General features: G+C 57.4%; 23 protein-coding genes and 2 tRNA genes. 12 read left to right on the forward strand and 13 right to left on the reverse strand.

Translation table 11 applies throughout. The annotated features are described in order from the left end of the window. Positions 1-128: 128 nt before the first annotated feature. Positions 129-563, reverse strand: a complete 435-nt coding sequence (locus ACP2AU_RS15435) for a PaaI family thioesterase (RefSeq protein ID WP_426377111.1) — start codon at positions 561-563, stop codon at positions 129-131. Next, entirely contained in the window at positions 560-1,030 is a 471-nt protein-coding gene (locus ACP2AU_RS15440; RefSeq protein ID WP_426377112.1) for a PaaI family thioesterase, read from the reverse strand. Before ACP2AU_RS15440 ends, ACP2AU_RS15435 begins: the two co-directional genes overlap by 4 nt. Positions 1,031-1,355: 325 nt before the next feature. Here ACP2AU_RS15440 and ACP2AU_RS15445 point away from each other — a divergent pair, with 325 nt between their 5' ends. The 4 genes from ACP2AU_RS15445 (at position 1,356) to ACP2AU_RS15460 (ending at position 5,477) form a co-directional block, all read left to right on the forward strand. Continuing rightward, complete coding sequence (locus tag ACP2AU_RS15445) at positions 1,356-2,630, forward strand: M48 family metalloprotease (protein ID WP_426377113.1); 1,275 nt, start codon at positions 1,356-1,358, stop codon at positions 2,628-2,630. Between the two features lie 159 nt (positions 2,631-2,789). Then, the gene (locus ACP2AU_RS15450; RefSeq protein ID WP_426377114.1) at positions 2,790-3,335 is read left to right on the forward strand and encodes a hypothetical protein; all 546 of its coding nucleotides are present in this window, start codon (positions 2,790-2,792) and stop codon (positions 3,333-3,335) included. Then, positions 3,335-4,522 (forward strand): iron-containing alcohol dehydrogenase, encoded by a 1,188-nt coding sequence (locus ACP2AU_RS15455; RefSeq protein WP_426377115.1) that lies wholly within the window; start codon positions 3,335-3,337, stop codon positions 4,520-4,522. Before ACP2AU_RS15450 ends, ACP2AU_RS15455 begins: the two co-directional genes overlap by 1 nt. Before the next feature lie 301 nt (positions 4,523-4,823). Continuing rightward, a complete protein-coding gene (locus ACP2AU_RS15460) occupies positions 4,824-5,477 on the forward strand; it encodes a substrate-binding periplasmic protein (RefSeq protein WP_426377116.1) in 654 nt (217 codons plus the stop codon). 24 nt (positions 5,478-5,501) lie between these two features. Here the strand turns inward: ACP2AU_RS15460 and ACP2AU_RS15465 are convergent, their stop codons facing one another. After that, positions 5,502-7,988, reverse strand: coding sequence for an ABC transporter permease (locus tag ACP2AU_RS15465; RefSeq protein WP_426377117.1), 2,487 nt, complete (start codon positions 7,986-7,988; stop codon positions 5,502-5,504). Further along, positions 7,988-8,707 (reverse strand): ABC transporter ATP-binding protein, encoded by a 720-nt coding sequence (locus tag ACP2AU_RS15470; RefSeq protein WP_426377154.1) that lies wholly within the window; start codon positions 8,705-8,707, stop codon positions 7,988-7,990. Before ACP2AU_RS15470 ends, ACP2AU_RS15465 begins: the two co-directional genes overlap by 1 nt. 61 nt (positions 8,708-8,768) lie before the next feature. Between ACP2AU_RS15470 and ACP2AU_RS15475 the strand changes: the two genes are divergently transcribed. Further along, entirely contained in the window at positions 8,769-9,410 is a 642-nt protein-coding gene (locus ACP2AU_RS15475) for an arylesterase (protein ID WP_426377155.1), read from the forward strand. A gap of 4 nt (positions 9,411-9,414) precedes the next feature. Here the strand turns inward: ACP2AU_RS15475 and ACP2AU_RS15480 are convergent, their stop codons facing one another. Then, the gene (locus ACP2AU_RS15480; RefSeq protein WP_426377118.1) at positions 9,415-10,380 is read right to left on the reverse strand and encodes a YheT family hydrolase; all 966 of its coding nucleotides are present in this window, start codon (positions 10,378-10,380) and stop codon (positions 9,415-9,417) included. A gap of 73 nt (positions 10,381-10,453) precedes the next feature. Here ACP2AU_RS15480 and ACP2AU_RS15485 point away from each other — a divergent pair. After that, a tRNA-Asn gene (locus ACP2AU_RS15485) sits at positions 10,454-10,529 on the forward strand. Between the two features lie 50 nt (positions 10,530-10,579). Here ACP2AU_RS15485 and ACP2AU_RS15490 read toward each other — a convergent pair. Further along, entirely contained in the window at positions 10,580-11,869 is a 1,290-nt protein-coding gene (locus ACP2AU_RS15490) for a M18 family aminopeptidase (protein ID WP_426377119.1), read from the reverse strand. Between the two features lie 114 nt (positions 11,870-11,983). Here ACP2AU_RS15490 and ACP2AU_RS15495 point away from each other — a divergent pair, with 114 nt between their 5' ends. Then, positions 11,984-12,469: a hypothetical protein gene (locus ACP2AU_RS15495; protein ID WP_426377120.1), complete on the forward strand. Its 486-nt coding sequence runs from the start codon at positions 11,984-11,986 to the stop codon at positions 12,467-12,469. A 104-nt stretch (positions 12,470-12,573) separates the two neighbouring features. Next, positions 12,574-13,176 carry an outer membrane beta-barrel protein gene (locus tag ACP2AU_RS15500; RefSeq protein ID WP_426377121.1) on the forward strand — a complete coding sequence of 201 codons (603 nt, stop codon included), beginning with the start codon at positions 12,574-12,576 and terminating at the stop codon, positions 13,174-13,176. On the opposite strand, the gene rlmKL is transcribed toward ACP2AU_RS15500, so the two are convergent. Then, entirely contained in the window at positions 13,164-15,341 is a 2,178-nt protein-coding gene (rlmKL, locus tag ACP2AU_RS15505) for a bifunctional 23S rRNA (guanine(2069)-N(7))-methyltransferase RlmK/23S rRNA (guanine(2445)-N(2))-methyltransferase RlmL (RefSeq protein WP_426377122.1), read from the reverse strand. The two genes, ACP2AU_RS15500 and rlmKL, sit on opposite strands and share 13 nt — an antisense overlap. A 321-nt stretch (positions 15,342-15,662) precedes the next feature. On the opposite strand from rlmKL, the gene rmf reads away from it, so the two are divergent. Then, positions 15,663-15,875, forward strand: coding sequence for a ribosome modulation factor (gene rmf, locus ACP2AU_RS15510; protein ID WP_426377123.1), 213 nt, complete (start codon positions 15,663-15,665; stop codon positions 15,873-15,875). Positions 15,876-16,053: 178 nt separating this feature from the next. On the opposite strand, the gene ACP2AU_RS15515 is transcribed toward rmf, so the two are convergent. Beyond that, entirely contained in the window at positions 16,054-17,076 is a 1,023-nt protein-coding gene (locus ACP2AU_RS15515) for a quinone-dependent dihydroorotate dehydrogenase (RefSeq protein ID WP_426377124.1), read from the reverse strand. Between the two features lie 403 nt (positions 17,077-17,479). On the opposite strand from ACP2AU_RS15515, the gene ACP2AU_RS15520 reads away from it, so the two are divergent. Further along, positions 17,480-18,643 carry a cation diffusion facilitator family transporter gene (locus ACP2AU_RS15520; RefSeq protein ID WP_426377125.1) on the forward strand — a complete coding sequence of 388 codons (1,164 nt, stop codon included), beginning with the start codon at positions 17,480-17,482 and terminating at the stop codon, positions 18,641-18,643. Positions 18,644-18,753: 110 nt separating this feature from the next. Here ACP2AU_RS15520 and uvrB read toward each other — a convergent pair whose 3' ends face one another. Continuing rightward, positions 18,754-20,808 carry an excinuclease ABC subunit UvrB gene (gene uvrB, locus ACP2AU_RS15525; protein WP_426377126.1) on the reverse strand — a complete coding sequence of 685 codons (2,055 nt, stop codon included), beginning with the start codon at positions 20,806-20,808 and terminating at the stop codon, positions 18,754-18,756. A 195-nt stretch (positions 20,809-21,003) separates the two neighbouring features. Between uvrB and ACP2AU_RS15530 the strand changes: the two genes are divergently transcribed. Together ACP2AU_RS15530 and ACP2AU_RS15535 are read left to right on the forward strand one after the other, a co-directional pair. Next, a complete protein-coding gene (locus ACP2AU_RS15530; protein WP_426377127.1) occupies positions 21,004-22,188 on the forward strand; it encodes a pyridoxal phosphate-dependent aminotransferase in 1,185 nt (394 codons plus the stop codon). 71 nt (positions 22,189-22,259) lie between these two features. Continuing rightward, positions 22,260-22,335: transfer RNA gene (locus ACP2AU_RS15535), tRNA-Asn, on the forward strand. A 216-nt stretch (positions 22,336-22,551) separates the two neighbouring features. Here the strand turns inward: ACP2AU_RS15535 and pyrF are convergent. The 4 genes from pyrF to ACP2AU_RS15555 all read right to left on the reverse strand — a co-directional run bounded on the left by pyrF (position 22,552) and on the right by ACP2AU_RS15555 (position 25,144). Beyond that, entirely contained in the window at positions 22,552-23,262 is a 711-nt protein-coding gene (gene pyrF / locus ACP2AU_RS15540; RefSeq protein ID WP_426377128.1) for an orotidine-5'-phosphate decarboxylase, read from the reverse strand. Between the two features lie 44 nt (positions 23,263-23,306). After that, positions 23,307-24,479 carry a lipopolysaccharide assembly protein LapB gene (lapB, locus tag ACP2AU_RS15545; RefSeq protein ID WP_426377129.1) on the reverse strand — a complete coding sequence of 391 codons (1,173 nt, stop codon included), beginning with the start codon at positions 24,477-24,479 and terminating at the stop codon, positions 23,307-23,309. Continuing rightward, the gene (locus ACP2AU_RS15550) at positions 24,479-24,781 is read right to left on the reverse strand and encodes a LapA family protein (RefSeq protein WP_426377130.1); all 303 of its coding nucleotides are present in this window, start codon (positions 24,779-24,781) and stop codon (positions 24,479-24,481) included. The genes lapB and ACP2AU_RS15550 overlap by 1 nt, the downstream gene beginning before the upstream one ends. A gap of 66 nt (positions 24,782-24,847) precedes the next feature. Then, positions 24,848-25,144 carry an integration host factor subunit beta gene (locus ACP2AU_RS15555; RefSeq protein WP_426377131.1) on the reverse strand — a complete coding sequence of 99 codons (297 nt, stop codon included), beginning with the start codon at positions 25,142-25,144 and terminating at the stop codon, positions 24,848-24,850. Positions 25,145-25,190: the final 46 nt, after the last annotated feature.

The raw sequence follows: 25,190 nt of genomic DNA on the forward strand, positions 1-25,190 counted from the left end.
GTACACGGACGTATTCACAGCGTGTTTCGGAAAGCCATCCCCACACGCTTGCCTGCACCAGTGCCGGGCAATCTGTCACCAAGAATGGGGGTGGGCCGGAGCATTTCAACCCCGGCCGACAGGCAAAATCAGTCTTCGAGCAGGAAGTGGGCCCTGGCCGTGGCGATGGGCTGAGAGCGGGATTTCTGCCAGGCGGAGATCATCACGTTGGCCACGCGGTTACCCTGACGGGTAAGGTGGCATTCGGCATAGGTTTCCCGATTCAAACCCGCCCGCAGATAATCGAGGGAGAAATCCACAATGCGCGGCATTCGCAAGGTATCCTGGGACATAATCAGGTAAATGGCTGCTGACATTTCCATGAAGCCACCTATCACGCCACCGTGGATGGCCGGCAGGATCGGGTTGCCGAGGTTTTCCTCTTTCTTCGGTAACCGGAAAATCAGATCATCGCCAAAGCGCTCGCATTGAAGGCCGATCCAACTGGCGTAGGGGATGCTCTCCATCATCCGGTTAAAGTCCCCGGTTTCCCGGGTATGTCGGAGGATTTCCGCGTCGGTCATTCTTCACCTCCGGTAATCAGATCTCGATATGACTTCGGTGTGGCTTCTTTGCCAATCCGCATAAAGGTGCCGACACAGTTGGCAATGGTTTCCCCGCCCTCCTGATAGGCCTCGCAGCGGGTAAAAATAATATTGCGGGTTACCTTGTACGTCTCGGCACGGGCAAACACCGGCTTTCGGGGCTCGGCGGGGCGCATATAATCCACCCGCAAATCGAGGGTTGGGCACAACTCGAAATCTTCCAGGGCACAGATCATCACCGAACCGGATGCCGTGTCCATCAGTGTGGTGATAGCACCGCCATGGATAACGCCGGTATCCGGGTTGCCAATAATCTTGTCGCTGTAGGGCAGCTCCACCACCAGGTATCCTTCGCCCGCATCGGTGGCGTTCAGGCCCAGCTCACGGGCCTGATTCAGCGTACTGATAAACCGGTTGACCCGGTTGATTCGGGTTTCATCATTCATTCAGGACTGTCCTGCCGTTCAGGTCTTGGGTGTCACATCCGAGCCGGAGCGGATCACTGGCGCTTCTTCAAAGGCATTGCCATTCCAGAGCGTCGATATCGCGCCAGAGTGAAAATCCCGGCGGTACAGATCCCGAGCGTTAGCAAGCAGGAACGGGTATCGGATGCTTACAATGCCCGGCGTGCAGAGGTGACGGAACTCAATGTAACCCTATGATACGCCAAGGGGCGTACCCGGGCCACTGCGGTCGGCGGAAGCCTGAAACACGCGAAAGTCTGTGCTATAACCTTACCCCCAACGCCAAAAGCCACAGGTGAGACCCGGCATGTTAAAAAAATATTTTGCGGTAGCGGCAATAACACTGAGCCTGACCGGAATGACTGGATGCTCCGTCAACCCGGTTACCGGCGAAAAGCAGCTTTCGCTGATTTCCGAGAACCAGGAACTGGCCATGGGCGCCGAACAGTACACGCCCACACAGCAAACCCAGGGCGGCCGTTTTTATATTGACCCGGAACTGTCCATCTACGTACAGGAGGTGGGCCAGAAACTTGCCCGGGTGAGCGATCGGCCAGACCTCCCCTACGAGTTTGTCGTTTTGAACAACAGCGTGCCCAATGCGTGGGCATTGCCCGGTGGCAAAATTGCCATCAACCGTGGCCTGCTGGTCGAGCTAGAGGATGAAGCACAGCTGGCATCTGTGTTGGGCCATGAAATTGTCCACGCTGCTGCGCGCCACAGCGTCCAGCGAATGCAACAGGGAATGCTCATCAGTGCAGGCGTGGCGGGGCTGGGATTTGCCCTGTCTGACAATGAGTGGGCCGGATTGATTATGGGCGGCGCTGCAGTGGGCGCGCAGCTCGCGCTGGCCCAATACAGCCAGGGCGATGAACTTGAGTCCGACGCCTATGGCATCCGATACATGAAAGAGGCCGGGTACAACCCGCAGGCAGCTGTGGAATTGCAGCAACTGTTTTTACGATTATCCGAAGGCCGGCAAAGCGGTTGGCTGGACGGGATGTTCGCCACTCACCCTCCGTCAGCTAAGCGGGTTCAGGAAAACCAGGAACTGGTACAGAAAATCGGAGCAGGCGGCTATCGCGGGCGGGACGTCTACCAGCGTCGCATCGCAACCATCAAGAAGCTGCAACCGGCTTATGAGGCCCACGACGAAGCCATGAAGCTGGCCTCGGAAGGTGAATTCGACAAGGCGCTTGAACGAGTAAACACGGCCATCAAACTTGAACCCCGCGAAGCCATGTTCTTTGCTTTACGAGGGCGCATATACCGGGGCACGGATCAACCGGAGAAAGCCAGGGCAGACTTTGATAAAGCGGTGGCACTGTATCCCGAAATGTTCCAGTACCAGCTCTACAACGGGTTGAATGAAATAGAACTGAACAATCTGGAGAAGGCAAAGACCCACCTGAAAAACGCCAATCAGGTGGTTCCCACCTCTATCGCCTACCTGCGGCTTGGCGACATTGCGCGCCAGCAGGGCCAACGCAGCGAGGCGGTCAGCTACTACTCCACAGCCGCCGAGGCCGGCGGTGATGTAGGCGCCGAAGCAAAACGGAAGTTGGCCGAACTCAGCAGCTGACCCGCTGCTTCAAGGTGAAAGACCGGGCTCCCGAATGCCCGGTTTTTTTATGCCTGTCACATTTGCACAGCTGACGGCATCGCCGCGTCGCAGATTACATTGACTTCTAGAGCAATAACTCTAAAAATCAGGGTATCCAACAACAAACGGATGGCGATCATGATCGTAAAACGACTTCAACCGATGATGTCCCACGCCCGCAGAACCTATGTAGACCTGATGTTCCAGGTGATGGGTCGGGCCCTGCAGGCCATCAGCGAGGTGGATGAAACCACCCGTCACGAAACCCGGGAGCTGCCGGAGGGCTTCCTGTTCGAGATGCAGGTCATGCCCAACGGGCCGAAACTGCTTGTTGAACACACTGGCAACGGCCGGCTGCACTATCACACCGGAGAGGCCCCGCGCCCGGTCGATCTGTCGATCCAGTTCAAACACATTGCCCACGCCTTTCTGGTGCTGTCGTTCCAGGAGAAAACGTCTGTGGCATTCGCGAACGACCGGATGCTGGTCGATGGAGATGTGAGCTATGCCGTTCGCATGACACGGGTTCTCAACCGTCTGGAATCCTTTATTCTGCCGAGGCTGGTTGCCGAACGAGCGGTCAAGGAATACCCGGACACGATTAAATTGCCAGAAAAGTTGATCAGTGCCGCCCGCATCTATCTGAAAGTCGCCACCCATTTTGTCGAGACAGCGAGAGCATAATGACGAACAAATACTACGAGTTCTTCTGCCCGGTCAAAGTCATTGCCGGTAAATCTGCGTTGGAGCATATCCCTTACGAGCTCACCGGCCTGGCTGCAAAACGGCCAATGATCGTTACCGATAAGGGCGTGCGCGCTGCCGGCCTGCTCGACCCGGTTATTGCCGCCTGCGAGGAAAGCGGCCTGGAGATTGTCTCGGTTTATGACGATGTCCCGCCGGATTCCTCCACCGCGGTCGTTCGCGATATCGCGGGCATCTACCGCCAGGAAAAATGCGACTCGATCATTGCCGTAGGCGGTGGCTCGGCCATCGATACCGGCAAGGCTGTAAATATTCTGGTCTCCGAAGGCGGAGACGACATTGCGAAATACAGTGGTGCCGGTGTACTGAAGCACCCGCTCAAGCCCTTTTTTGTTGTCCCCACCACCGCGGGCACTGGCTCGGAAGTTACCTCGGTGGCCGTTATTACTGACGAGAAAAAAGGCGTAAAATTGCCATTTACCTCATCCTTCCTGTTGCCCAACGCGGCCATTATCGACCCGCGCATGACGCTCACATTGCCGCCTCACATCACCGCAGCAACGGCCATGGACGCTCTGACCCATGCCACCGAAGCCTATACCTGCATGGCCAAGAATCCCCTGAGCGATGCCTACGCCACAGCCGCCATCAAAAAAATCAGCCAGTCGCTGCTTTCCGTGATGGACAACCCGAAAGACAGCGATGGCCGGCTGGAACTGGCCCAGGCCTCTACCATGGCCGGTATCGCCTTCTCCAACTCCATGGTCGGCCTCGTCCATTCTCTCGGTCACGCCACGGGCGCCATCTGCCACCTGCCCCATGGCCTGTGCATGAGCCTTTATTTGCCGTATGTGCTCGAGTTCAATCTTGAGAGCATCCGCCAGCCGCTGGGCGAACTGTTGCTGTATCTCGAAGGTCCGGAAGTTTATTCCGCAACACCGGCCAGCCGTCGTGCCGAAGCAAGTATTTCTGCCATTCGGAAGTTGCGTGATGCCCTGCACAAGCGCTGTGAACTGCCGCGCACGCTCAGAGAGACCGGCAAGGTGATCGAAAACCAACTGGAGAGTATTGCCACCATGGCGCTCGACGATGGCTCCATCATGTTCAATCCGCGAGAAGTGTCTCTCGAGGATGCCATGACCGTTCTGCGTCGCGCCTGGGCGTGAATTGAGACAGGCACCTATATGCCCGGGGGACGACCCCGGGTTAGCCTAAAGTTAGATTCAGATTGATTGAAATAAAGCCTCAACACGGTAAGATCTTACAGAATTTCTGGCAGGGAGTTGGCCGGGTAATGTTCTGACCAGCGTATAGGCTGGGCCCACCCAGAGTTTCGCGATCATGCTTAGTGTCCACCCCTTCCAAAACACCCTCCGCGCAGCAGTCCTGCTGGCCGGCCTTCTCGTTTCGGCCTGCACTGCTGCCAACACCGACAGCACATCCTCTGACAAAACGTTCAGATTCAACGTGTCGCCCAACGGATACCCACCCTATCTGATTGTCGGCAAGGAAGGCCCCGCCGGGATCATGTGGGACGTGGTAAATCTCATTATTCCGCGCCTCGGCTACACAGTTGAAGCCGTCAAGATTCCTCGCAAGCGCATTGATCAGATGCTTCAGGAGGGTTACGTAGACGGCACCCCACGGGCCATCGAATGGACGAGGGAACCTGAAAACTATGTATTCACGGATTCCGTGGTGTATGTTGAGGAGGTTTTCTTCTTCCCCAAAACCTCCAAGTTGCAATTCGCGCACCCTGCGGACCTGTACGGCAAGACGGTCGTCACGCATCTGGGGTATCTCTATCCCCGCCTCGAGCCCTATTTCAAAGACGAGCGCATCAAGCGCTTCGATGTCTCCCGGGACAGAGAACTGTTCACCTTTGTCCTGCACGGTGACCAGTTCCATGCAGCGCTGGCCGACCGCCTTCTGGGCCACTGGATTCTGAAAAACGAGGGATTGACCTCGGAATTCCGGTCCTCGGTCGACGGCATCAGCAAATTCGGTTTCCGGATTATGCTCCGCGAGGACTGGGCCGACTTTGCCAGTGCGTTTAACCAGGAACTGGCGAACGTGCGCGAGAATGGCGAATTGGACGCCATCCTCGAGCGCTACCGGTAAGCTGGGCCAAAACAACGCCGACCATCATTCCAGCCGGCGTAACAACAGCATCGGAGACACACTCAGCACCGGCCGGAGCTGCCATCGGCCAAACAGTGCCAATAACACTGCGGCAATCAGTGGCACGGGCAGCACGATCTGCCAGTGCCACCGGAAAGTGCCCTGGAACATCCCTGCCTGCAGCGCATAGACCGCCCCCTCGGCGGCAATAACGCCCAGAGTGCCGGCGAAGAATCCAAGCAACGCAAACTCCAGCATGGTGCTGCGCGCCAGCAACGATTGCTGCCCTCCGAGGGTCCTCAGCAGCGCACCCTCCCGTTGTCGGTCCCGTAAAGTCGCACTGACCACCGCTGCCATAACCACCAGCGCCGCCGCAAGAATCAGCGCCAGGATTGCCTCAATCGCCTGGGTTACCTGGCTGACAATCTGCTGGATGCGGTCAATGATGTGGTCAATCTCTAACACCGAGACCGTCGGAAACTGGCGAGAAAATTCGTTCAGGGCCAGTTTATTGTCCGGGTCCAGATAAAAGGCCGTAATCCAGGTAGCGGGCATATCTGCCAGGCCGCCACCCGGCGGGAATGCCATATAGAAATTCGGCTTCATGCTGTCCCACTGGACCGTTCGGATACTGGTCACCGGCTCGGTTACCTTGCTGGAACCGATGGTGAACGTCAGCCGGTCGCCCAGAGCCAGCCCGAGCTTCTCCGCGAGTTCCGCTTCTACCGAAACACCGCTTGTCTGCTCTCGCTCAAACCATTGGCCGCTGACAATCTGGTTGTCCTCTGGCAATTCGGCCATCCAGGTGAGATTCAACTCCCGGTTTAGGGCGCCAACGCGTTCGTCTTTGCTGACAGCCTCTTTCACCGGTTCGCCGTTAAGCTCCGTCAATCGGCCGCGCACCATCGGATAAAGCGTTTCCAGGGGTGAGCCCTGGCTGCTCCAGAATTCATCAACGTCCTCGACCGCATCCGGTGCTATGTTGATCAGGAAATGGTTTGGAGCGTCATCCGGCAGTTGTGCCTGCCAGTCGTCCAGCAAGGAAGAACGCACCAGAATAAGGGTCGCCGCCAGCATTAATGTCATGGCGAACACTGCCATTTGTGCCATGCTGGCACGGCGGTGCCGATACAGCCCCACCAAAGCCAGGCGCCAGGCGTTACCACCGCCCCGCACCCGGCGTAGCAGGGCCACCATGCCCCATCCCAACAATCCGAGTACGCCCAGCAGAAGCACCAGCCCACCCAGCAGCGCCGCAACCAGCATCAATTCACCCGCGTAGAGCCAAACCAGTCCGAACACCGCTACCACTGCAAGGATCATGTCCGGGACAGCCTCACGGCCGGTTTCACCCGGCTGGGAGCGCAACACGCGCATGGCCGGCACGTGCCGCAAACGCCGGATGGGCGGGTAAGCAAAGGCGAAGAGTGACACCAGCGCCGTCAACAGCGCCGGAGTCAGTGCCGCCGGGTCGAGATAAAAATCGACGGGGCGTTCCAACACATCGCTCAATAACCTCACCAATACCCAGAAAAGCGGCAGAGCCACGGCCAGACCACCCGCCAGGCCAACCGCTCCCCAGAGCGCCAGCCGGCGGAGGTATAGCTTTCCGATGCCCCGGCTGGACAACCCAAGGGTTTTCAGCAAGGCCACGGTATCCCGCTGTGAAAGCGCGTACTGACGACTGGCAACCGCAACCGCCACTGCCGCCAGCAATACCGCCAGACTGCCGCCGAGTAGCAGAAAGCGCTCTGCTCGCTCCAGGGAACGGGAAAAGGTTTCACCATCGCGCACTCCCTCCCATTCGTGACTGGGCTCCAGCTGCGGTGCCAGCCATTGGTAGTAGGCCTCAAGTGCCGGCTCGGGGCCAGCGAACAGATAGACATACTCTACCCGGCTGCCCTCCTGCACGACGCCGGTCCCGGCCACGTCGTCTACGTGCATCATCACGCGCGGTGCCAGCGACGATAAGCGGAAGCCACCGTCTGGCTCACGGATCAGCAACCGGGTGATTTCCAGCTTGAGATTACCGACTTCCAGCGTGTCGCCCATGTCCAGCTCAAGCAGCCGGAGTAAGCGGGGGTTGATCCAGACTTCGCCCGGGCCCGGGCCCTCTGCAACAATTTGCCGGGGAGCATCGGCGCCAGGCTGAATCTCGACCTCACCTCGCAGGGGGTATTCGTTGCTGACCGCTTTTACCGACACCAGCTGAAAACCGCTCTCTCCGAATACCATGGTAGAGAACTCGACCATGCGCCCGGTTTTCAGGCCCTGCTTGCGCGCCTGGTCAAGCCACTCGGGCGGGACCGGCCGGCCATTCTCGGCCTCCAGTTGCCGGTCTGCAGCCAGGAAGGAGCTGGCTGAGGTGACCAACGTGCGCTGCAACTGGCTGGCAAACAACGCAATGGTCGCCACGGTTGCAACTGCAATCACCAGGGCGACCAGTACCACGCGGACATCCCTTTCCCGCCAGTCGCGGTTTACCGACATAAGTTTTCCGGAAACAGCCATCAGTACGCGGGCTCCTGAGCCAGACCTGGCTCTGTTAACACTCCTGCCTCAATATGCAGCTGACGTCCACAACGGGCCGCCAGGTGCTCATCGTGCGTGACCATCACCAACGTGGTGCCTTGCTCCCGGTTAAGATCCATCAGCAGGTCGGAAACCGCCTGGCCGGTGCGGTTGTCCAGATTACCGGTTGGTTCGTCGGCAAACAGGATCGCAGGATCGGACGCAAAGGCTCTGGCAATGGCAACCCGCTGCTGTTCGCCGCCGGACAGCTGGCGCGGGGTGTGGTTGAGCCGCTCCCCCAGGCCAACACGTTCGAGCAGATCCCGGGCACGCTGCTCAGGCGCTTCCATCCCGGCCAGTTCAAGCGGTAACATCACGTTTTCCAGCGCGCTGAGTGCAGGTAATAGCTGAAACGACTGGAACACGAAGCCCACCCGACGGGCCCTGAGCTTTGCCCGATCATCTTCGCTGAGTGTGCTGATGACGGCACCGTCGAGTTCAACAGTCCCTGCGCTGGGAGTGTCTAGCCCCGCCAGAAGCCCGAGCAGCGTTGTTTTGCCGGAACCCGACCGACCAACGATGGCTACGGACTCTCCCCGATTGATTTCCAGAGTGAGCCCTTGCAAGATCGTGAGCGTATCGGTTTCAAGGCTCACCCGGTGGGTCAGGTCGGACACCCTTAACATGGGGCTGCTATCGGTTTTGCTGAGATCCGTCATCTGGTTCACGGTCGCTCCGTTAGTTGTGCTGGGGAATCTGTAGAGGATGTACAAGATTACTATGCATACGTTATTGCTGAACGCCAGATCAATCGCACTTTCAATGCTGCTTTTGCTCGCCCTGCCCGCAGCCGCAAGCCAGAACACGGTTCTGGTTCTGGGCGATAGCCTGAGCGCGGCCTACGGTGTGCCCTCGCAAACGGCCTGGGTTGAGTTGTTGCGCAATCGCCTGGACAGCCAGGGGCTGAAATGGGAAGTGATCAATGCCAGCATCAGTGGTGAGACCACCGATGGCGGCCTGCGCCGACTCCCCGGGTTGCTGGAATCCCACACACCGGGCGTTGTCATTATTGAGCTTGGCGGCAATGACGGCCTGCGCGGCTTTCCTCCCAATGTTATCGAATCTAATCTGGCCAATATGATCAAGCAAGTCCGCAACTCCGGTGCTACACCACTTCTCGTGGGTATGCAGATCCCGCCCAATTACGGCCAGCGTTACACCTCCCTGTTTGCCAATATCTATCCGTCCCTGTCAGACCAGTTCGACACCGTTCTGGTTCCTTTCTTTCTGAAAGGGATATACAACCGGAAAGAGTTGATGCAGGACGATGGCATTCACCCCACCGAAGCCGCCCAACCTAAGCTACTCGACAACATCTGGCCAACACTGAAGCCCCTGCTGACCCATCCGGCCAGCAGCTAAGGCCTCACAGGCTCTGGCGCACAAAGCCCAGCGCCCGCCTTTCGGACCAGTAAAGACCATCCCGGGCGTGCTGGACAAAGCCCACGTGCCCGCCCCAGTCGGGCACCTCCATCCTCACATGATGCCCCAAAGCACGGCGGCTTTGCGGATAACAGCGCGCGGAGAGGAACGGGTCATCGGCCGCATTAACGACCAGAGCCGGTACACGGATATCGGCCAGGCGGAACAGCGCCGAACATTGTTCCCAGTACTCGTTCGCGTCTCGAAAGCCATGCAGCGGGGCGGTATAACGATTATCGAATTCATGGAAGTTGCGAATGCGTTCAAAGCCACTGACATCAATAAGATCCGGGAACTTTTCGGATTTTTCCCGCATTTTGACCTGAAGATCGTTCAGAAAACGCTGCATATAGATACGGCGGCTTGGCAGCGCCAGAACATCGGCACTGCCTGCCAGATCCAGTGGCACAGAGTAGGTTACCGCCCCGCTGATCCGGCTGTTTACGCGTTCCCCCTGCTCGGCGAGGTAGAGCAGCGTCAGGTTCCCGCCCATGCTGAACCCTGACAAGAACACATTGTCGTAAGCCTCACTCAGTGCACGCCCCACCACCGCGTTCAGATCGGCGGTGGCACCACTGTGGTAAAAGCGCGGCTGGTGATTCATCCGGCCACCGCAGGAACGGAAGTTCCATGCCAGCACATCCCAACCGTCGGCCATCAAGGCTCGCGCCAACCCCAGGACATACGGTCGCCGGCTGTGGCCCTCCAGTCCGTGGGACACGATAGCGAGACGGTCGCTGCCCTGGCGATACCAATCCAGATGCAACTCGTCGTTATCGTCCGTTGCCAGAATCTCGGCTTCCACTCCCGGCAGACTGACCTTCCGGAACAGAGTCGGCCACACCGACTGGATATGCCCATTTCGCAACCACACTGGCGGGCGATAGGGTTTCAGCTTCCCATTGTGCAAATTTTGACCTTTTATTTCAGGGGGTTGACGAACCCAATTAAAGCACTTAATATGCGCGCCATATTGATGCTGTTCCCCGATAGCTCAGTTGGTAGAGCAACGGACTGTTAATCCGTTTGTCGCTGGTTCGAGCCCAGCTCGGGGAGCCACTTATTCCGAAGGGCCGCTGATTCACATCAGCGGCCTTTTCTTTTGCCCCTCAGAAAACCTCGGAACGCTGCATGAATTCTCTGAGCACCTGGAAGAGAGTGTAGCCATCACGGGTGCCCATGGTCTCGCGAATGGAATGCATACCAAACTGAGGCACGCCGATATCCAGCGTGGTCACGCCCAGAATACCGGCCGTCAGCGGTCCGATGGTGCTGCCGCATCCCATGTCGCTGCGAACAACAAAGGTCTGATGGGGCAGCCCCAGTTCATCGCTGATATGCCGATACAAAGCAGCGGAGCGGCTGTTCGTGGCATAGCGCTGGTTATGATTTACCTTGATAACCGGCCCCTGGTTCAACACCGGGCCGTGATTCTCATCATGGCGGTCCATGTAGTTCGGGTGAATACCATGTGCGTTATCGGCAGAAATCATCATCGACCGGGCGATGGCACGGGTTTTCCCGGCGGCGCACCAGCGGTCCAGCACCGCGCCCAAAAATGGCCCCTGGGCCCCCTCAGCAGACATACTGCCTACTTCTTCGTGATCATTGCATACCAGCAATGCTGCCTCGTCGCCCGAGGTTGCCAGCAACGCCTGCAACCCGATGTAACAGCTGAGCAGGTTGTCGAGCCGGGCTGACGCCAGAAACTCTTCGCGCAGGCCCACCAGCGCCGCTCCCTGGGCATCGTAGAAGCTCAGTTCATAGCCCAGCACTTTATTGGCGTGAATACCCGATTCGCTGGCAACCTGCTGCTTGAGCAAGTCCGCGAATGCGGTGGTATCGTCTTCCGGCACCTGCATCAGCACCGGCGGCAAGTCCGTCTGCGCATTGATACTACGGTTGCTGTTGGCCTCACGGTCCAGATGGATCGCCAGGCTGGGAATAACCGCGATGGGCTTGCGGAAGTTCACCAAGGTGTCGCGCACCTTGCCGCCATCGTCCAGCACGGTCACGCGGCCAGCCAGAGACAAGTCCCGGTCAAACCAGGGGTTGAGCAGCGCGCCACCATAAACTTCAACACCCAGCTGGAAAAACCCCTTGCGGCGAATCTCCGGGTTGGGTTTCACCTTCAGGCACGGGCTGTCGGTATGTGCCCCCACCATACGAATACCGGCGGTGGCGACGTCTTTGGTCCCGGTGCGAAACGCGATAATGGAAGAGCCGTTGCGGGTAACGTAATAGCCTTTGCCCGGCTCCAGAGACCATTCCTCGCGCTCATCCAGCGCCTCGAACCCTGCCGCGCCGAGTCGGTTTTGCATGGTGGCGACGGCATGCCAGGGCGTTGGCGAGGCATCCAGAAACTCAATCAAGTCTTTATTGAATTCAGTGTGTTCCATGATCTTCCTGATTGCATGATAATGGCGATCACAGTATGGCATGAAGCCGCGCCGGCTCCTACCGGGTTCGCGATGGACTGCCATAGCCACCCAATGAACACTTCGGAGTTTCCTGTGTCGCTACCCCAATTTCTGGATATCGAATATTGCCAGACAGACGACGCCCTGTTTCCCACCGCTATGGCGTGGTCGCTCCCGGAGGGTCAGATGAAAACGGTGGTGATTGCGCCCGAAGATGCCTGGTTGCCGGAAGACGGCGATCTGGGCGATGTTGATCTGATGTATCTGGAAGAACAGGGTGTGCCGGTCATCGAGCTGGTCAGAGAACTACACGAAGACCTGTCTGACCAGACGGTTTTTGTCGACGGGCTGGACCCGGATGAAGTTCTGGTTGACCTCATTTTCAGCGCTGTCCGCCACGAACCACCGTTTGAGGTTGCGCCCATCAGCGAACTGATTACGGCCCTGGACAGCGAGGCACTTGAAGACCGCCGCCATCAACTACTTGTTGACGAAGGGCTTGAACCCCAACTCCCTGAAAATGGCGTGTACGCCCTGTTACTGCTGGCGCGGGAAGAAGGCTATCTGAACGAACCGTGACCCCAGGGCGATCACAGGGAACTGTGACATAAGTCTGCGTAACATAGCGTTACAATAGGCAGAATCGGGCGTCAGTACCGTCATCGACAGGAAGCCCGATAATAATGAATAACGTCTTGCCCCGTTTCCTTACCACCAGCCTGATCGCCTTCGGTCTGCTCTCCCCTGCCGCCGTCGCCCAGGAAGCCCCGCGTTCCGACAAACACTATGTCGGGCTGCTTGCCACGGCCATTGAGCATCGCTCTATTGCCGTGTCCGACGAAGAAGGCTGGGGCCAGGCCGGCACCCTCGTCATCGGCGGTCACCTGAGCAATCTGATTCATGCGGAAGTGCGGCTGGGCGCGGGGTTTGGTGACGCCGACATTTCCCGCGGCGACCTCAGCCTGGCCGTTGATTATTTTGGCAGCTGGTACATGGGCCTGCACTACCCGATCGGCGAACTCGGCAACGTTTATGCCCAGGCTGGTTTCACCCATGTGAGCGGCGAAGCAACGCTGGATAACCGGGATGCCGACGCCAATGCGCAGTTCCGGGATACCGAGGGGGACTACCCCGGCAGCAGCTTCAGTTTCAGCTGGCTGGCCGGCCTGGATCTTGAACTTATGGACAACACCTATCTGGTTTTCGAGGGTGGCAAGCTGTTTGAAGACACCGACACCAGTGCCAATGCCTTCCAGTTTTCCTCGGGTATCCGTTACGAATTCTGATGCCGGATATGCCAGCACCGGTGGATTTTCGAATTCCGCTGAAAATCCTTATCCAGGGTGCTGGCGCTCACTTCACTCACTTCATACTCCGCTTCGAGTGCTTCATCCAGCCTGAATTTGCGGAAGTTATTGGAGAAAATCAGCAAGCCATCACTCGCCAAACGCGCCATGCACTGGCGTATCAGGCTGCCATGATCACGCTGGATATCCAGAACACCACTCATTCGGGCAGAGTTTGAGAACGTCGGCGGGTCCATAAAAATCAGGTCAAAGCGCTGATCCTGAGTTTTACGGTCTTCCAGCCAGGCAAGACAATCCGCCTGCTCAACCACGTGCTTACGTGGATCTGCGCGGTTCAGGGCCAGATTATCCTGCGCCCAGCTGACGTAGGTTCTGGACATATCGAGGCTCAGCGAACGGCTGGCTCCGCCCACCGCAGCGTGCACGGTCGCCGCACCGGTATAACAGAACAGGTTCAGGAAACGCTTGCCTTTAGCGTGCTGCTGTATCCAGTGGCGCACCGGCCGATGATCCAGGAACAACCCCGTGTCGAGATAATCCTTGAGGTTCACCTTCAGGGTGCAACCGTGTTCGTGCACCCTGAAATATTCACCCGTTGCTGCCTGTTTTTCGTACTGCCGGGTGCCAGTCTGGCGTTGGCGCTGCTTGCACACGAGATTCTCGGGGGCAACATCCAGTACCTCCGGAATCACCGCCATGGCCTCGGCCAGGCGCTCTCTGGCTGCCTTTTCGTCTACCGACTTCGGGGCGAGGTATTCCTGAACGTGCACTCTGCCCTCGTAGATATCAATCGCCAGGGCGTATTCGGGCATATCGGCATCGTACAATCGATAACAACCCACACCCTGCTTCCGGGCCCACTGGCCGATCAACTTGAGATTCTTTTTCAGGCGATTGCGCAACATGGCGGCTCGCTCGGGATTAGCGATGCGAGGCAGGAGTTCACCAGGTGCGGCCGGGTCTCTTGGTGTCATCGCATTTTCCGGCTGCACATCAAACAGTAACAATTGCGCCGGAAGCTTACCGTTAAACAGCTTGTACTGCTTAAAGCTCCTCAAACCAAGGGATTTACCAAACTCCGGTGCACCGGTAAACACGCCCAGTCGCCATCCCGTCAGTTCGCGACTCACCGCCGACCCAAGAGTCTGGTAAAGGCCGGCCAGTTCCTTGCGCTCGCTCAACCGCTCTCCGTAAGGAGGATTGGTAAGCACCAGGCCCTGGCTGCTCCAGGCATCCTCGCGAGCAAATTCCGCTACAGGCTGCGCCTCCACGTGCACCAGGCCTTCAAGGCCCGCGCGCTGAATGTTCTTCCGGGCCGTCGCAATCACACGGCCGTCCTGGTCAAAACCGGCGAACACGGGTATGCGAGCTTGTTTGCCCTCATAGGCCCGGCGTTCAGCCTCCTGGCGCAGAGCCAGCCAGAGCTCCGGCTGATGCCCCGGCCAACTCTCAAATCCGAACCGCTCCTGCTTTCGGCCGGGGGCAATATCCAGCGCCATCAAGGCCGCCTCAATCACCAGCGTGCCAGAACCACACATGGGGTCAACAAAGTCTCCCCCATCTGCCGCAATCGCCGGCCACCCTGCTCTCATCAGCAAGGCCGCGGCCAGGTTTTCCTTCAACGGCGCAACCCCCTTGTCCGTCCGGTATCCCCGCATATGCAGGCTGTGACCGCTGAGATCGATGCCGAGCGAGAGGCGACCCCGATTCAATCGGGCCGACACAGTTACGTCGGGATCTTTCGGCGCTACCGAAGGCCGGGGTGCGCCGGCTCCGCGAATACTGTCGACAATGCCGTCCTTGACCTTCTGGGCCCCGAACTGAGTGTTGCGAATGGCCTCGTTCTGCCCTAGGAAGGTCACCCGGAAACTGCCCCCGGCCGGAATGTGGGCTTGCCAGTCCAGCGTTACGACACCGTCGTAGAGCTCCTCAGCACTGCGTGCGTCCACCTCCGCAACGTTCAGGATCACCCGGTTTGCCAGCCGAGACCACAGGCACGCCCGATAGCCACCCTCAAGCTCTCCCTCAACCCAAACGCCTGCAGGGGCATTCCGCACCAGACTCAGGCCAAATTCCTTCATCTCATCGGCCAGGAGGTACTCAACGCCCTTGGGGCAGGTTACAAAAAAGATATGCTTGGACAAGTTCAACTCCTGGTTCTCTGGATAAAGCCGGTAAGTTTCCGGAATAGCGGCGAAAGCCATTTTCGCGCCTTATTTATTATTTCAAAAAAATATAATAAAAACGTCATTTAGACTAAAACAATAGTGTACAAGGGCTCGATGTTCGTCTTACCTTGTACTTGACGCGTCGTTCCGGAGGCTTGGTAAAAACCTCCGTTAACAGGATCCTGACTGCTCTGACCGGAGCTGGCAATAGTGGGTTGCCCCGGAGAGGCCCCCGAGTGCCATGGTCACTGCAGATGTGTACACGCTTGTTCTGTTAATCCATCAGTGAGGAACGGCATGAAAAGACAGAAGAGAGACATGTACGCTCGTGCATTCAAGCGGGGTTATCTCGCTGGCGTGTCCGGCAAATCCAAAGACAGCTGCCCGTTAGAACAACCGGAAGTTCGCCAGGAATGGCTGAACGGGTGGCGAGAAGGCCGCACAGATAACTGGGAGGGCATGACCGGCGTCTCCGGCATCCACAAACTGGCCACGGTTACCGCAACATGATTGCGGCAAAGGCCAACCCCGTTTAACCCTGATCTGTTTTTTACACTCAGCAAAACGACAATCAGAGCAGTACCCAGAGTAACCAAAACGGGGCCTCCCGCCCCGTACCATGCGAAGAAGCGCTACGGGGTTCGTTCCCCGCAAGGGCCCGCTCAGCGGGCCCACCTTCTTTCCGGCCTCAGCCAAGTTCCGCCCGAATCGCCTCCACCGCCTCGTTAACAAGCGCCGGACCACGGTAAATAAAACCGGTATATACCTGAACCAGCCTGGCACCTGCCCGGATTTTTTCAGCTGCACTTTCACCATCGGTGATGCCGCCCACGCCAATAATAGGCAGTTTGTCGCCCAGCTCCGCGTACAACCCCTGAATCACGCGCACAGACGCTTCCCGGACCGGTGCCCCGCTCAGACCGCCAGCCTCATGTTCGTGACGATGGCCCTGTACTGCCTCGCGACTGATGGTGGTGTTGGTGGCAATCACACCGTCGAGCCCGGCTTCGAGCAGTGCATTCGCCACAAAACGGATGCCCTGATCATCCAAATCCGGCGCAATTTTGACCGCGACAGGCACGTAATGGCCATATTGACCTTCGCAAACGGCCTGCTCTTCCTTGATGGCAAACAGCAGCTGCTTGAGCGAATCGCCGAATTGCAGATCCCGCAAACCGGGTGTATTCGGCGAAGACACGTTCACGGTAATGTAATCGGCATAAGGGTAAACGGCAGCAATGCCTTTCCGGTAGTCCTGCTCTGACTGGTCGTTCGGCGTATCTTTATTCTTTCCAACGTTGATCCCGAGAACGCCGCGGTAACGGCGCTCGCGAACGTTGCGGATCAGATGGTCCAGGCCTTCGTTGTTGAATCCCATGCGATTAATGATCGCCTGATGCTCCGGCAGCCGGAACATCCGGGGCCGGGGATTACCGGGCTGAGCAACGGGGGTAACAGTGCCAACTTCAATGAAGCCGAACCCCAACGCACCCAGGGCATCGATATGATCCGCGTTTTTGTCCAGACCCGCTGCCAATCCGACCGGGTTCGGAAACTCCAGCCCCATGACATTCACGGGGCAAGGCGCCGGGGATTTGGTCAACGCGCCCAGAACGCCCAGTTTTTGAGCAACATCGAGCCCACCCAGGGTCAGGTTGTGAGCCTGCTCCGCCGGCAGCCGAAACAGCAAATTTCTCAGAAGGCCGTACATCGTTTAACTCCTTTCTCGGGGTGGCGGGAGTATACCGAAAGTTTTCCACACCATCCCACAAAAACCGGAAAAACCGCCTAAAACCCCATCCCACATGGGCTAACGGAGCTTTTCCACGGATTCTGTGGATAACCCTGTTGAAAATTGCATAGCAAGCGCCTCAATCCCTTGATAACTGCGCCAGCCTACAAATTGATCATTTTTTGATCAGCTATTTTAGTGTTATTTTTCAGTAGGTTACAAAGACTAAATTAGAGTTTGACGAGTTTGGTAACAAAATGCTAACGGGTAACAACTTCGTCATCATGTGCATAAATCAACCCGCGTCATGCGATTAAATCCACCCATTAATCCGGATAACACCCTATACTGGCCACATTCAGCCACTCACGGAGCCGATGCCATGGAACAGCCCGATCAGCTCTCCGGGAATACCCCAACCAGCCTGACTGCAGAGAAGCGTGCGGCCTCACGCGTCACCATCATTGGCATGATTCTGGATGCCGTTCTAGGCCTGATTAAAGTGGTGGCGGGTACCCTTTTTCATTCCCAGGCGCTTCTGGTGGATGGCATTCACTCGTTCACCGATGTGGCATCAGACTGGGTTGTCCTAGCGGTCATGCGCCTCTCCCGCAAAGAACCGGACGCAGACCACCCCTACGGCCACCAGAGGATTGAAACCCTCGGTACCTTATTGCTGGGCAGCATCCTGATTGCCGTGGGGGCTGCGCTCGCGTGGGAGAACCTGCTGCGCCTGCTTTCCGGGGAGGCGCAACTGGTTCCGGGCTGGCCGGTACTGGTTGCCGCTGCTGTGTCGGTGGCGGCGAAAGAATGGATTTACCGCTACACCCGCCACGTCGGCATGAAAATCCGGTCTGACCTGATCATCGCCAACGCCTGGCACAGCCGAACCGACGCTCTGTCTTCCGTGGTTGTTCTGGTTTCCACCATCGGCGCGATGCTCGGGGTGGTGTGGCTGGATGCCGTCGCCGCGGTCATTATCGCAGCGATTATTATCCACATAGGCTGGAAATTTACCTGGGACAGCGTGAAAGAACTGGTGGATACCGGGTTGTCGGAAGAAGATACCAAACTGCTGAAAAAAATCGCCCTGGACACCGACGGTGTGCGTAACGTGCATGAACTGCGCAGTCGGCGCATGGGCCACGACATCCTGCTTGACGTGCACCTGGTGGTCCGGCCGGAAATCAGCGTATCCGAGGGGCATCAAATTGGTATGAAAGTCGTGAGCGGAATGCGGGATGCTCTGGATAATATCCTGGATATCAACTTCCACATCGACGCCGAAAACGACGAAAAATTTCCCAACGCCACCGACCCCCACCTGCCTGGCCGGGAGGAAATCAGACAACTACTGACCATCGCATTAGGGGAACTTCCGCCCCAGAGCCGCCTTCGCCTGCACTATCTGAAAAACCGGGTACACCTGGAAATCTTCCTGGACGAGGCTCACCCCGGCGTTGGGCTAACCACCGAGAAAGTCCAGGCCTTATTGGCAGACTACCCCTGGTTTGGCAGCGTCCGGGTCTGGGTCGCTGCCACCTGAGGCCCGGCTCTAGCGGCGCCGGTTTTCAAGAATACGTTTTGAAATCGGCCCGTTAAGGCCGCAACCAGCCACTGCAGGCAGCGGTGATTATCGGCCCGAAACGCAGCTGATCAACCGGTACGCAGGGCGGCTTCCTTCAGTTCTGAAATCTGGTCGCGCAGACGAGCCGCGGTCTCGAAATCCAGATCCGTGGCGGCTTTGTACATCTCGTCTTCCAGCTTCGCCACATCCTTCAGAACCTGCTCCGGCGAACGCTTGCCCACCTTCACCCGGTAATCTTCAGCCTCTTCAGCGGCTTTCTGCCCTGGCCGCTCAGTCTTGCGCCGGCCACGGCCACCGCCCCCAGCACCTTCCATGATGTCGGCAATTTTCTTGTTAAGACCTGTCGGCGTAATGCCATGCTCTTCGTTGTGGGCGGCCTGTTTGGCTCTGCGGCGTTCGGTTTCATCAATGGCCCTCTGCATCGAGCCGGTAATTCGGTCGCCATACAGAATCGCCTTGCCGTTCACGTTCCGGGCCGCCCGCCCGATGGTCTGAATCAGGGAACGCTCTGACCGCAGGAAGCCTTCCTTGTCCGCATCCAGAATACTCACCAGGGAAACCTCCGGCATATCCAGGCCTTCCCGCAGCAGGTTGATGCCCACCAGCACATCGAATTCCCCCCGGCGCAAATCCCGGATGATCTCCACTCGCTCTACCGTATCGATATCCGAATGCAGGTAACGCACGCGAATGTCGTGCTCCATCAGGAAGTCGGTCAAATCTTCTGCCATGCGCTTGGTGAGCGTGGTCACCAATACCCGCTCCTGCACGGCAAGTCGTTTGTGGATTTCAGACAACAGGTCGTCCACCTGCGTGGAGGCAGGCCGAACTTCGATTTCCGGGTCCAGCAAGCCGGTTGGCCGCACAACCTGCTCGACCACCTGGCCAGCGTGCTCGGCCTCGTATACTCCCGGGGTGGCGGAAACAAAAATCATCTGAGGCGCAATACGCTCCCACTCCTCAAACCGCATGGGCCGGTTATCCAGGGCCGACGGCAGTCGAAACCCGTACTCCACCAGCGTTTCTTTCCGGGACCGGTCGCCCTTGTACATGGCGCCAATCTGGGGAATGGTCACGTGGCTTTCATCCACCACCAGCAAGGCATCGGGTGGCAGATAGTCAAACAGCGTGGGCGGTGGCTCGCCTGGCGCGCGCCCGGACAGATAGCGGGAGTAGTTCTCGATGCCATTGCAGTAACCCAGTTCCAGCATCATTTCGATGTCGTACCGGGTACGCTCCTCCAATCGCTGAGCTTCCACCAGCCGGTTATTGTCACGCAACTGCTGCAGGCGCCCATCCAGCTCCACCTTGATGTGTTCGACGGCATCCAGCACCGTTTGCCGGGGCGTAACATAGTGCGATTTCGGGTAAATCGTAACCCGGGGCACCCGCCGCAGAACCTCACCGGTCAGCGGGTCGAAATAACTCAGGTTTTCCACCTCGTCATCAAACAGTTCTATCCGGATAGCCTCTTTTTCCGATTCTGCCGGGAACACATCAATGACATCGCCCCGGACACGATAATTGGCCCGATGGAATTCAATATCGTTACGGGTGTACTGCAGCTCTGCCAACCGTTTAAGAATATAGCGCTGGTCTATCTGGTCCCCCCTGTCGAGATGCAGCATCATTTTCAGGTAGGACTGTGGATCGCCGAGGCCGTAAATGGAAGAGACGGTCGCCACGATGATCGCATCCGGGCGCTCCAGCAGTGCTTTGGTCGCCGACAGCCGCATCTGCTCAATGTGCTCGTTAATCGACGCATCTTTCTCGATAAACGTGTCGGACGACGGCACGTAGGCTTCAGGCTGGTAGTAGTCGTAATAAGAGACAAAATACTCTACGGCGTTATCAGGAAAGAACTCCTTGAACTCCCCATAAAGCTGGGCTGCCAGCGTCTTGTTGTGGGCCATGATGATGGTCGGGCGCTGAACCTGCTGGATCACATTAGCTACGGTGAACGTTTTCCCGGAACCGGTTACCCCCAGCAGCGTCTGGTGCGCCAACCCGGATTCAATACCATCCACCAGACCGGCAATTGCCTTCGGCTGATCACCGGCGGGACTGTAGGATGATTCAACCTGGAACAGTCCTTGTCGGGCACTGGTTGCTTTGTTGGCCATAGCGGGCAATCTAACCTCCGGAATCCGGGAACGACGGATTATTTACGTCGAATCCTCAAGAAATTTAGCGTTCTGGCAGCTTCATGATACCATCTGTGCGATCGACGGCTGGGTCAAAAATCAGCCAGCAATCTTGGTTCCTTTTTTGCCCGGCCGATCGCAGCCTAATAAGACGCAGCTTTAAGGAGCTCAAGTTTGGACCTTCAACTTTCCAGCCGAGTACAGGCTATCAAGCCGTCCCCCACCCTCGCAGTCACCAATAAAGCCGCAGAACTCCGCGCTGCCGGCCAGGACATTATCGGCCTGGGTGCTGGCGAGCCTGACTTCGACACGCCCGACCACATCAAACAGGCGGCAATCGACGCCATCAACAACGGCCAGACCAAGTATACCGCCGTAGATGGTACGCCTGCCCTGAAGAAAGCGATTATTACGAAGTTCAAACGGGACAACGATCTGGAATACGAAGCCAACCAGATACTGGTAAGCAGTGGTGGCAAACAGAGCTTTTTCAACCTGGCACTGGCAACCCTGAATGAAGGCGACGAAGCCATCATTCCGGCACCTTACTGGGTCTCATACCCGGATATGGTACTGGTAGCCGAAGGCAAGCCGGTGATCATAGAAACCACGGCCGAAACCCGCTTCAAGATCACACCGGAACAGCTGGAAAACGCCATTACAGAGCGCACGCGTCTGTTCGTGATTAACAGCCCGTCCAACCCCAGCGGCATGGCCTATTCCATGGAAGAGCTGCAGGCGATTGGCGAGGTGTTGAAAAAACACCCGAACATCATGGTTGCGACCGACGATATGTACGAGCCGATCCTGTGGACCGGCAAGCCGTTCTGCAACATCGTCAATGCCTGCCCGGAACTGTATGAGCGTACCTTCGTATTGAACGGCGTGTCCAAAGCCTACTCCATGACCGGCTGGCGCATTGGTTATGCCGCAGGCCCGGCGAAAATCATTGGCGCCATGAAGAAAATCCAGTCCCAGAGCACGTCTAACCCCTGCTCTATTTCCCAGGCCGCGGCAACCGCAGCGCTGGACGGAGATCAGGCGTGCGTGGGCGAGATGGTCAAGGCCTTCAAAGAGCGCCATGATTGGCTGGTTGCCGCACTGAACAAGCTCCCCGGCGTGGATTGCCTGAACGGTGACGGCACCTTCTACGTGTTCCCGAGCTTTCAGGGCGCCATTGACGCCACTGACGGCGTGAGCACCGACGTGGAGTTTGCCGAGAAGCTGCTAACCGAAGCCGGCGTTGCCCTGGTTCCGGGCTCGGCGTTTGGCTGCCCGGGGCATATGCGCCTGAGCTTTGCCACCAGCATGGATAACCTTGAGAAGGCCGTTGAGCGGTTGCAAAAGGCGCTCGGCTAAAATTTTCAGGCTGAGGGGTTGACGAGGCGGTAGGACCCACTTAATATACGCGCCTCGTCACACGACGACGTTCCCCGATAGCTCAGTTGGTAGAGCAACGGACTGTTAATCCGTTTGTCGCTGGTTCGAGCCCAGCTCGGGGAGCCATTATTTTGAAAGCCCGCTTCTTCTCTGAATTAGCGGGCTTTTTTGTGCCATAACGAAACAAAACCAGCCTGCTAAATGTGGCGCTGCGGCGGAACGGGAAGGCCTTTCCAAAAACCGCTACGAGCACATCCATGTGCGCTTCTCTCCGGCCATCCATGGCCTTCGAAATTTTTGGAAAGGCCTTCCCGCCCCGCCGACAAAGTCACGGAGTGATAGTCAGATAGAAACCACTTCGGTATAGATAGCTTCCAATGCAGCCAGTGGATCTGGAGCCTGGGTAATCGGGCGACCAATCACCAGGTAGTCGGATCCAGCCTTAAGGGCATCGGTTGGGGTCATGATGCGTTGCTGGTCGCCTTTATCGGCGGTCAGTGGCCGGATACCCGGGGTAATTAACTGAAAGTCGCCGCCCTGCTCGGCTTTCAAGCGCGGCGCTTCCTGGGCGGAACAGACCACGCCATCCAGGCCGCTGTTTTTGGTCAGGGTCGCCAGACGGGACACATGAGCTTCTGCGGACCCGGTAATGCCAATGCCGGCGAGATCTTCGGCGGACATACTGGTCAGTACCGTCACCGCAATCAGCAGCGGACGGTCGGCACCATAGGCCTCCAGCCGCTCACGACAGGCCACCATCATCCTCTCTCCGCCGGAGGCATGAACATTCACCATCCACACCCCCAGCTCTGCCGCCGCCGCCACGGCCGCGGAGGTGGTGTTGGGGATGTCGTGAAATTTCAGATCCAGGAAAATCTCGAAGCCACGCGACTGCAGCGCCTTCACTAACTCGGGGCCAGAACGCGTGAACAACTCCTTGCCCACTTTCAAACGACATTTCGCCGGGTCCAGCTGATCCGCCAGAGCCAATGCGGGAGCCTGTGAGGGAAAGTCGAGGGCCACGATGATTTTCGGGTCGTTCGGATTTTGCACGTTCTGATTCCTGGATAAGAGTATTCTAGTGAAACACAGCAGGGTTATTCCGCTTCCACGCCCTGAATCGGACGTACGGTTTCCCACTGCTTACAGCTGGGGCAAAGCCAGTGTAACTGTTGCCCGGAAAAACCGCAGCTCACGCAGCGGTATACGGGGCGATTGGCCAGGATCAAATGCCCGATGCGACTGACAAGCCGCCCCTCGTCGGTGTTCATGCCCTTCTCGTAACCAGCCATTTCCACCAGCCGAAGCAAGGCTCTTACCGATGGCCGGGTCTCGAGTTCCGTCCGCAACAAATCAATAGCCGCAGGCCGCCCGGAAGAACGCTCGACGGACTCCACCAATGCCAACAGCAAACTGGTGCTGGGGTACTGTTCATAAAGTTTTCGGAGTTTTTTGTGGAGCCGGGACACATCGCCATGCTCACGCTCCAGCTTCATTAACCGATCCACGGCTTCCGGGCCGAACTCCGGGTTCTGGTCGAAAACCTTCAGCGACAGGTTGCCAGCCTCACGAAAATTACCCTGGCGAACCTGAAGCTTCATTAACAATAAGGTTGCCCGCACGCAGGACCGGTCATAATCGAGCGCCTCTTTCGCCAGTTTCTGAGCTGTCCAACGGTCGTCTTTCCGGGTTAAGGCATCGTTAGAGAGCTCACAGGTAATGTACGCAAGCGCCTTGAAAGTAGCAGGGTCTGCATCATTGCGAGTCAGCGTTTGAGCCACCTGCGCGGCCTTTTCCCATTCACGCTCCTGCTGGTACAACTCAATCAGGGCAAGGGCCGACCGGCGCCCGTAATCCCGGTCGCCCATCAACTGATGAAACAACGCTTCCGCCCGATCCAGCAGGCCAGCATTCAGGTAATCCATAGCCAACTCAAGCGTGACCTGGGGAGAGTAGCGGGCGGGAAGCTCAGGCCTGGCCAGAAGATTCTGATGAATCAGAATGGCCCGCTCCGTTTCACCTTTATTGCGGAAGTGACTGCCAATGGAGAGGTGCAGGCTCACCGTATCTTTGTTGACAGAGAGGGATTGAACAAAGTTCTCAACCGCCTGATCAGAATAATTTGTGAAAAGAAACTGTAAGCGCTCGCGAACTGAATCCTCGTCCGTAACAGCCCGGGAAGCCCGACCCGAGGAGCTACTGTAGCGACCTATCACCCACCCAGCGGCAACAGCTGCTGTCAGTAGCAGCCACTGAAACAGCATGTCCATCAAATCGTCCGGTCGTTTTGGGCCCTGGATTTTTCGAGCGCCTGCTCTGTGCGCTCAAGACGCTTCTGCAGATGACGGCGTGAGACAGACGTGCGGACAGTGGCCAAGGTCGTCATCAGGACACCGACGAGCGCCCCGATCACAAAAGCCATGATAATCCAGACGGCAACCCCATGGGGCTGGGTTTCAAACAGCAAAAAGTTAAGCGATACCGCCATCTGATTATTCAGAGAAAACACCAGCGCCAGGAGAATCAGAACCAGAACCAACACTGTTATTAGGATCTTTCGAAGTCCTGCCATGTATAAGCGCTCCAAACGGGTTCTATTCCTGGTATGAGGGGTTCGCTTCGGGTTACGTTGGTGCCTTCAGAAACCCTTCTTCATGCTGTCGTTGACCTGCTCCCGCAATTCCTTACCGGGCTTGAAATGCGGGACAAATTTAGCAGGTAACTGAACCGCATCGCCGGTTTTCGGATTGCGACCGGTACGGGCAGACCGGTGATGCAGGGAAAAACTTCCAAATCCACGAATCTCAATACGCTGACCATCAGCAAGCGACTGAGACATATGCTCGATGATGCTTTTTACCGCGAGCTCAACATCCTTTACGGAGAGCTGAGTCTGCTTTGAGGCAATCAGTTCAACCAGTTCGGACTTCGTCATGAGGCTTTCCCTCTGTCATTATTATTCCGCAGCAAAATACCGGGTT

The organism is Marinobacter sp. VGCF2001, assembly GCF_049943275.1.
Classification (GTDB): Bacteria; Pseudomonadota; Gammaproteobacteria; order Pseudomonadales; family Oleiphilaceae; genus Marinobacter.

Excerpts from the sequence above, each read along its gene's own strand:
- ACP2AU_RS15435 (WP_426377111.1), bottom strand. The coding sequence starts at position 563 with ATGACCGACGCGGAAATCCTCCGACATACCCGGGAAACCGGGGACTTT.
- ACP2AU_RS15440 (WP_426377112.1), bottom strand. The coding sequence starts at position 1,030 with ATGAATGATGAAACCCGAATCAACCGGGTCAACCGGTTTATCAGTACG.
- ACP2AU_RS15445 (WP_426377113.1), top strand. The coding sequence starts at position 1,356 with ATGTTAAAAAAATATTTTGCGGTAGCGGCAATAACACTGAGCCTGACC.
- ACP2AU_RS15450 (WP_426377114.1), top strand. The coding sequence starts at position 2,790 with ATGATCGTAAAACGACTTCAACCGATGATGTCCCACGCCCGCAGAACC.
- ACP2AU_RS15455 (WP_426377115.1), top strand. The coding sequence starts at position 3,335 with ATGACGAACAAATACTACGAGTTCTTCTGCCCGGTCAAAGTCATTGCC.
- ACP2AU_RS15465 (WP_426377117.1), bottom strand. The coding sequence starts at position 7,988 with ATGGCTGTTTCCGGAAAACTTATGTCGGTAAACCGCGACTGGCGGGAA.
- ACP2AU_RS15470 (WP_426377154.1), bottom strand. The coding sequence starts at position 8,707 with ATGACGGATCTCAGCAAAACCGATAGCAGCCCCATGTTAAGGGTGTCC.
- ACP2AU_RS15475 (WP_426377155.1), top strand. The coding sequence starts at position 8,769 with ATGCATACGTTATTGCTGAACGCCAGATCAATCGCACTTTCAATGCTG.
- ACP2AU_RS15490 (WP_426377119.1), bottom strand. The coding sequence starts at position 11,869 with ATGGAACACACTGAATTCAATAAAGACTTGATTGAGTTTCTGGATGCC.
- ACP2AU_RS15500 (WP_426377121.1), top strand. The coding sequence starts at position 12,574 with ATGAATAACGTCTTGCCCCGTTTCCTTACCACCAGCCTGATCGCCTTC.
- rmf (WP_426377123.1), top strand. The coding sequence starts at position 15,663 with ATGAAAAGACAGAAGAGAGACATGTACGCTCGTGCATTCAAGCGGGGT.
- ACP2AU_RS15515 (WP_426377124.1), bottom strand. The coding sequence starts at position 17,076 with ATGTACGGCCTTCTGAGAAATTTGCTGTTTCGGCTGCCGGCGGAGCAG.
- ACP2AU_RS15520 (WP_426377125.1), top strand. The coding sequence starts at position 17,480 with ATGGAACAGCCCGATCAGCTCTCCGGGAATACCCCAACCAGCCTGACT.
- uvrB (WP_426377126.1), bottom strand. The coding sequence starts at position 20,808 with ATGGCCAACAAAGCAACCAGTGCCCGACAAGGACTGTTCCAGGTTGAA.
- lapB (WP_426377129.1), bottom strand. The coding sequence starts at position 24,479 with ATGGACATGCTGTTTCAGTGGCTGCTACTGACAGCAGCTGTTGCCGCT.
- ACP2AU_RS15550 (WP_426377130.1), bottom strand. The coding sequence starts at position 24,781 with ATGGCAGGACTTCGAAAGATCCTAATAACAGTGTTGGTTCTGGTTCTG.
- ACP2AU_RS15555 (WP_426377131.1), bottom strand. The coding sequence starts at position 25,144 with ATGACGAAGTCCGAACTGGTTGAACTGATTGCCTCAAAGCAGACTCAG.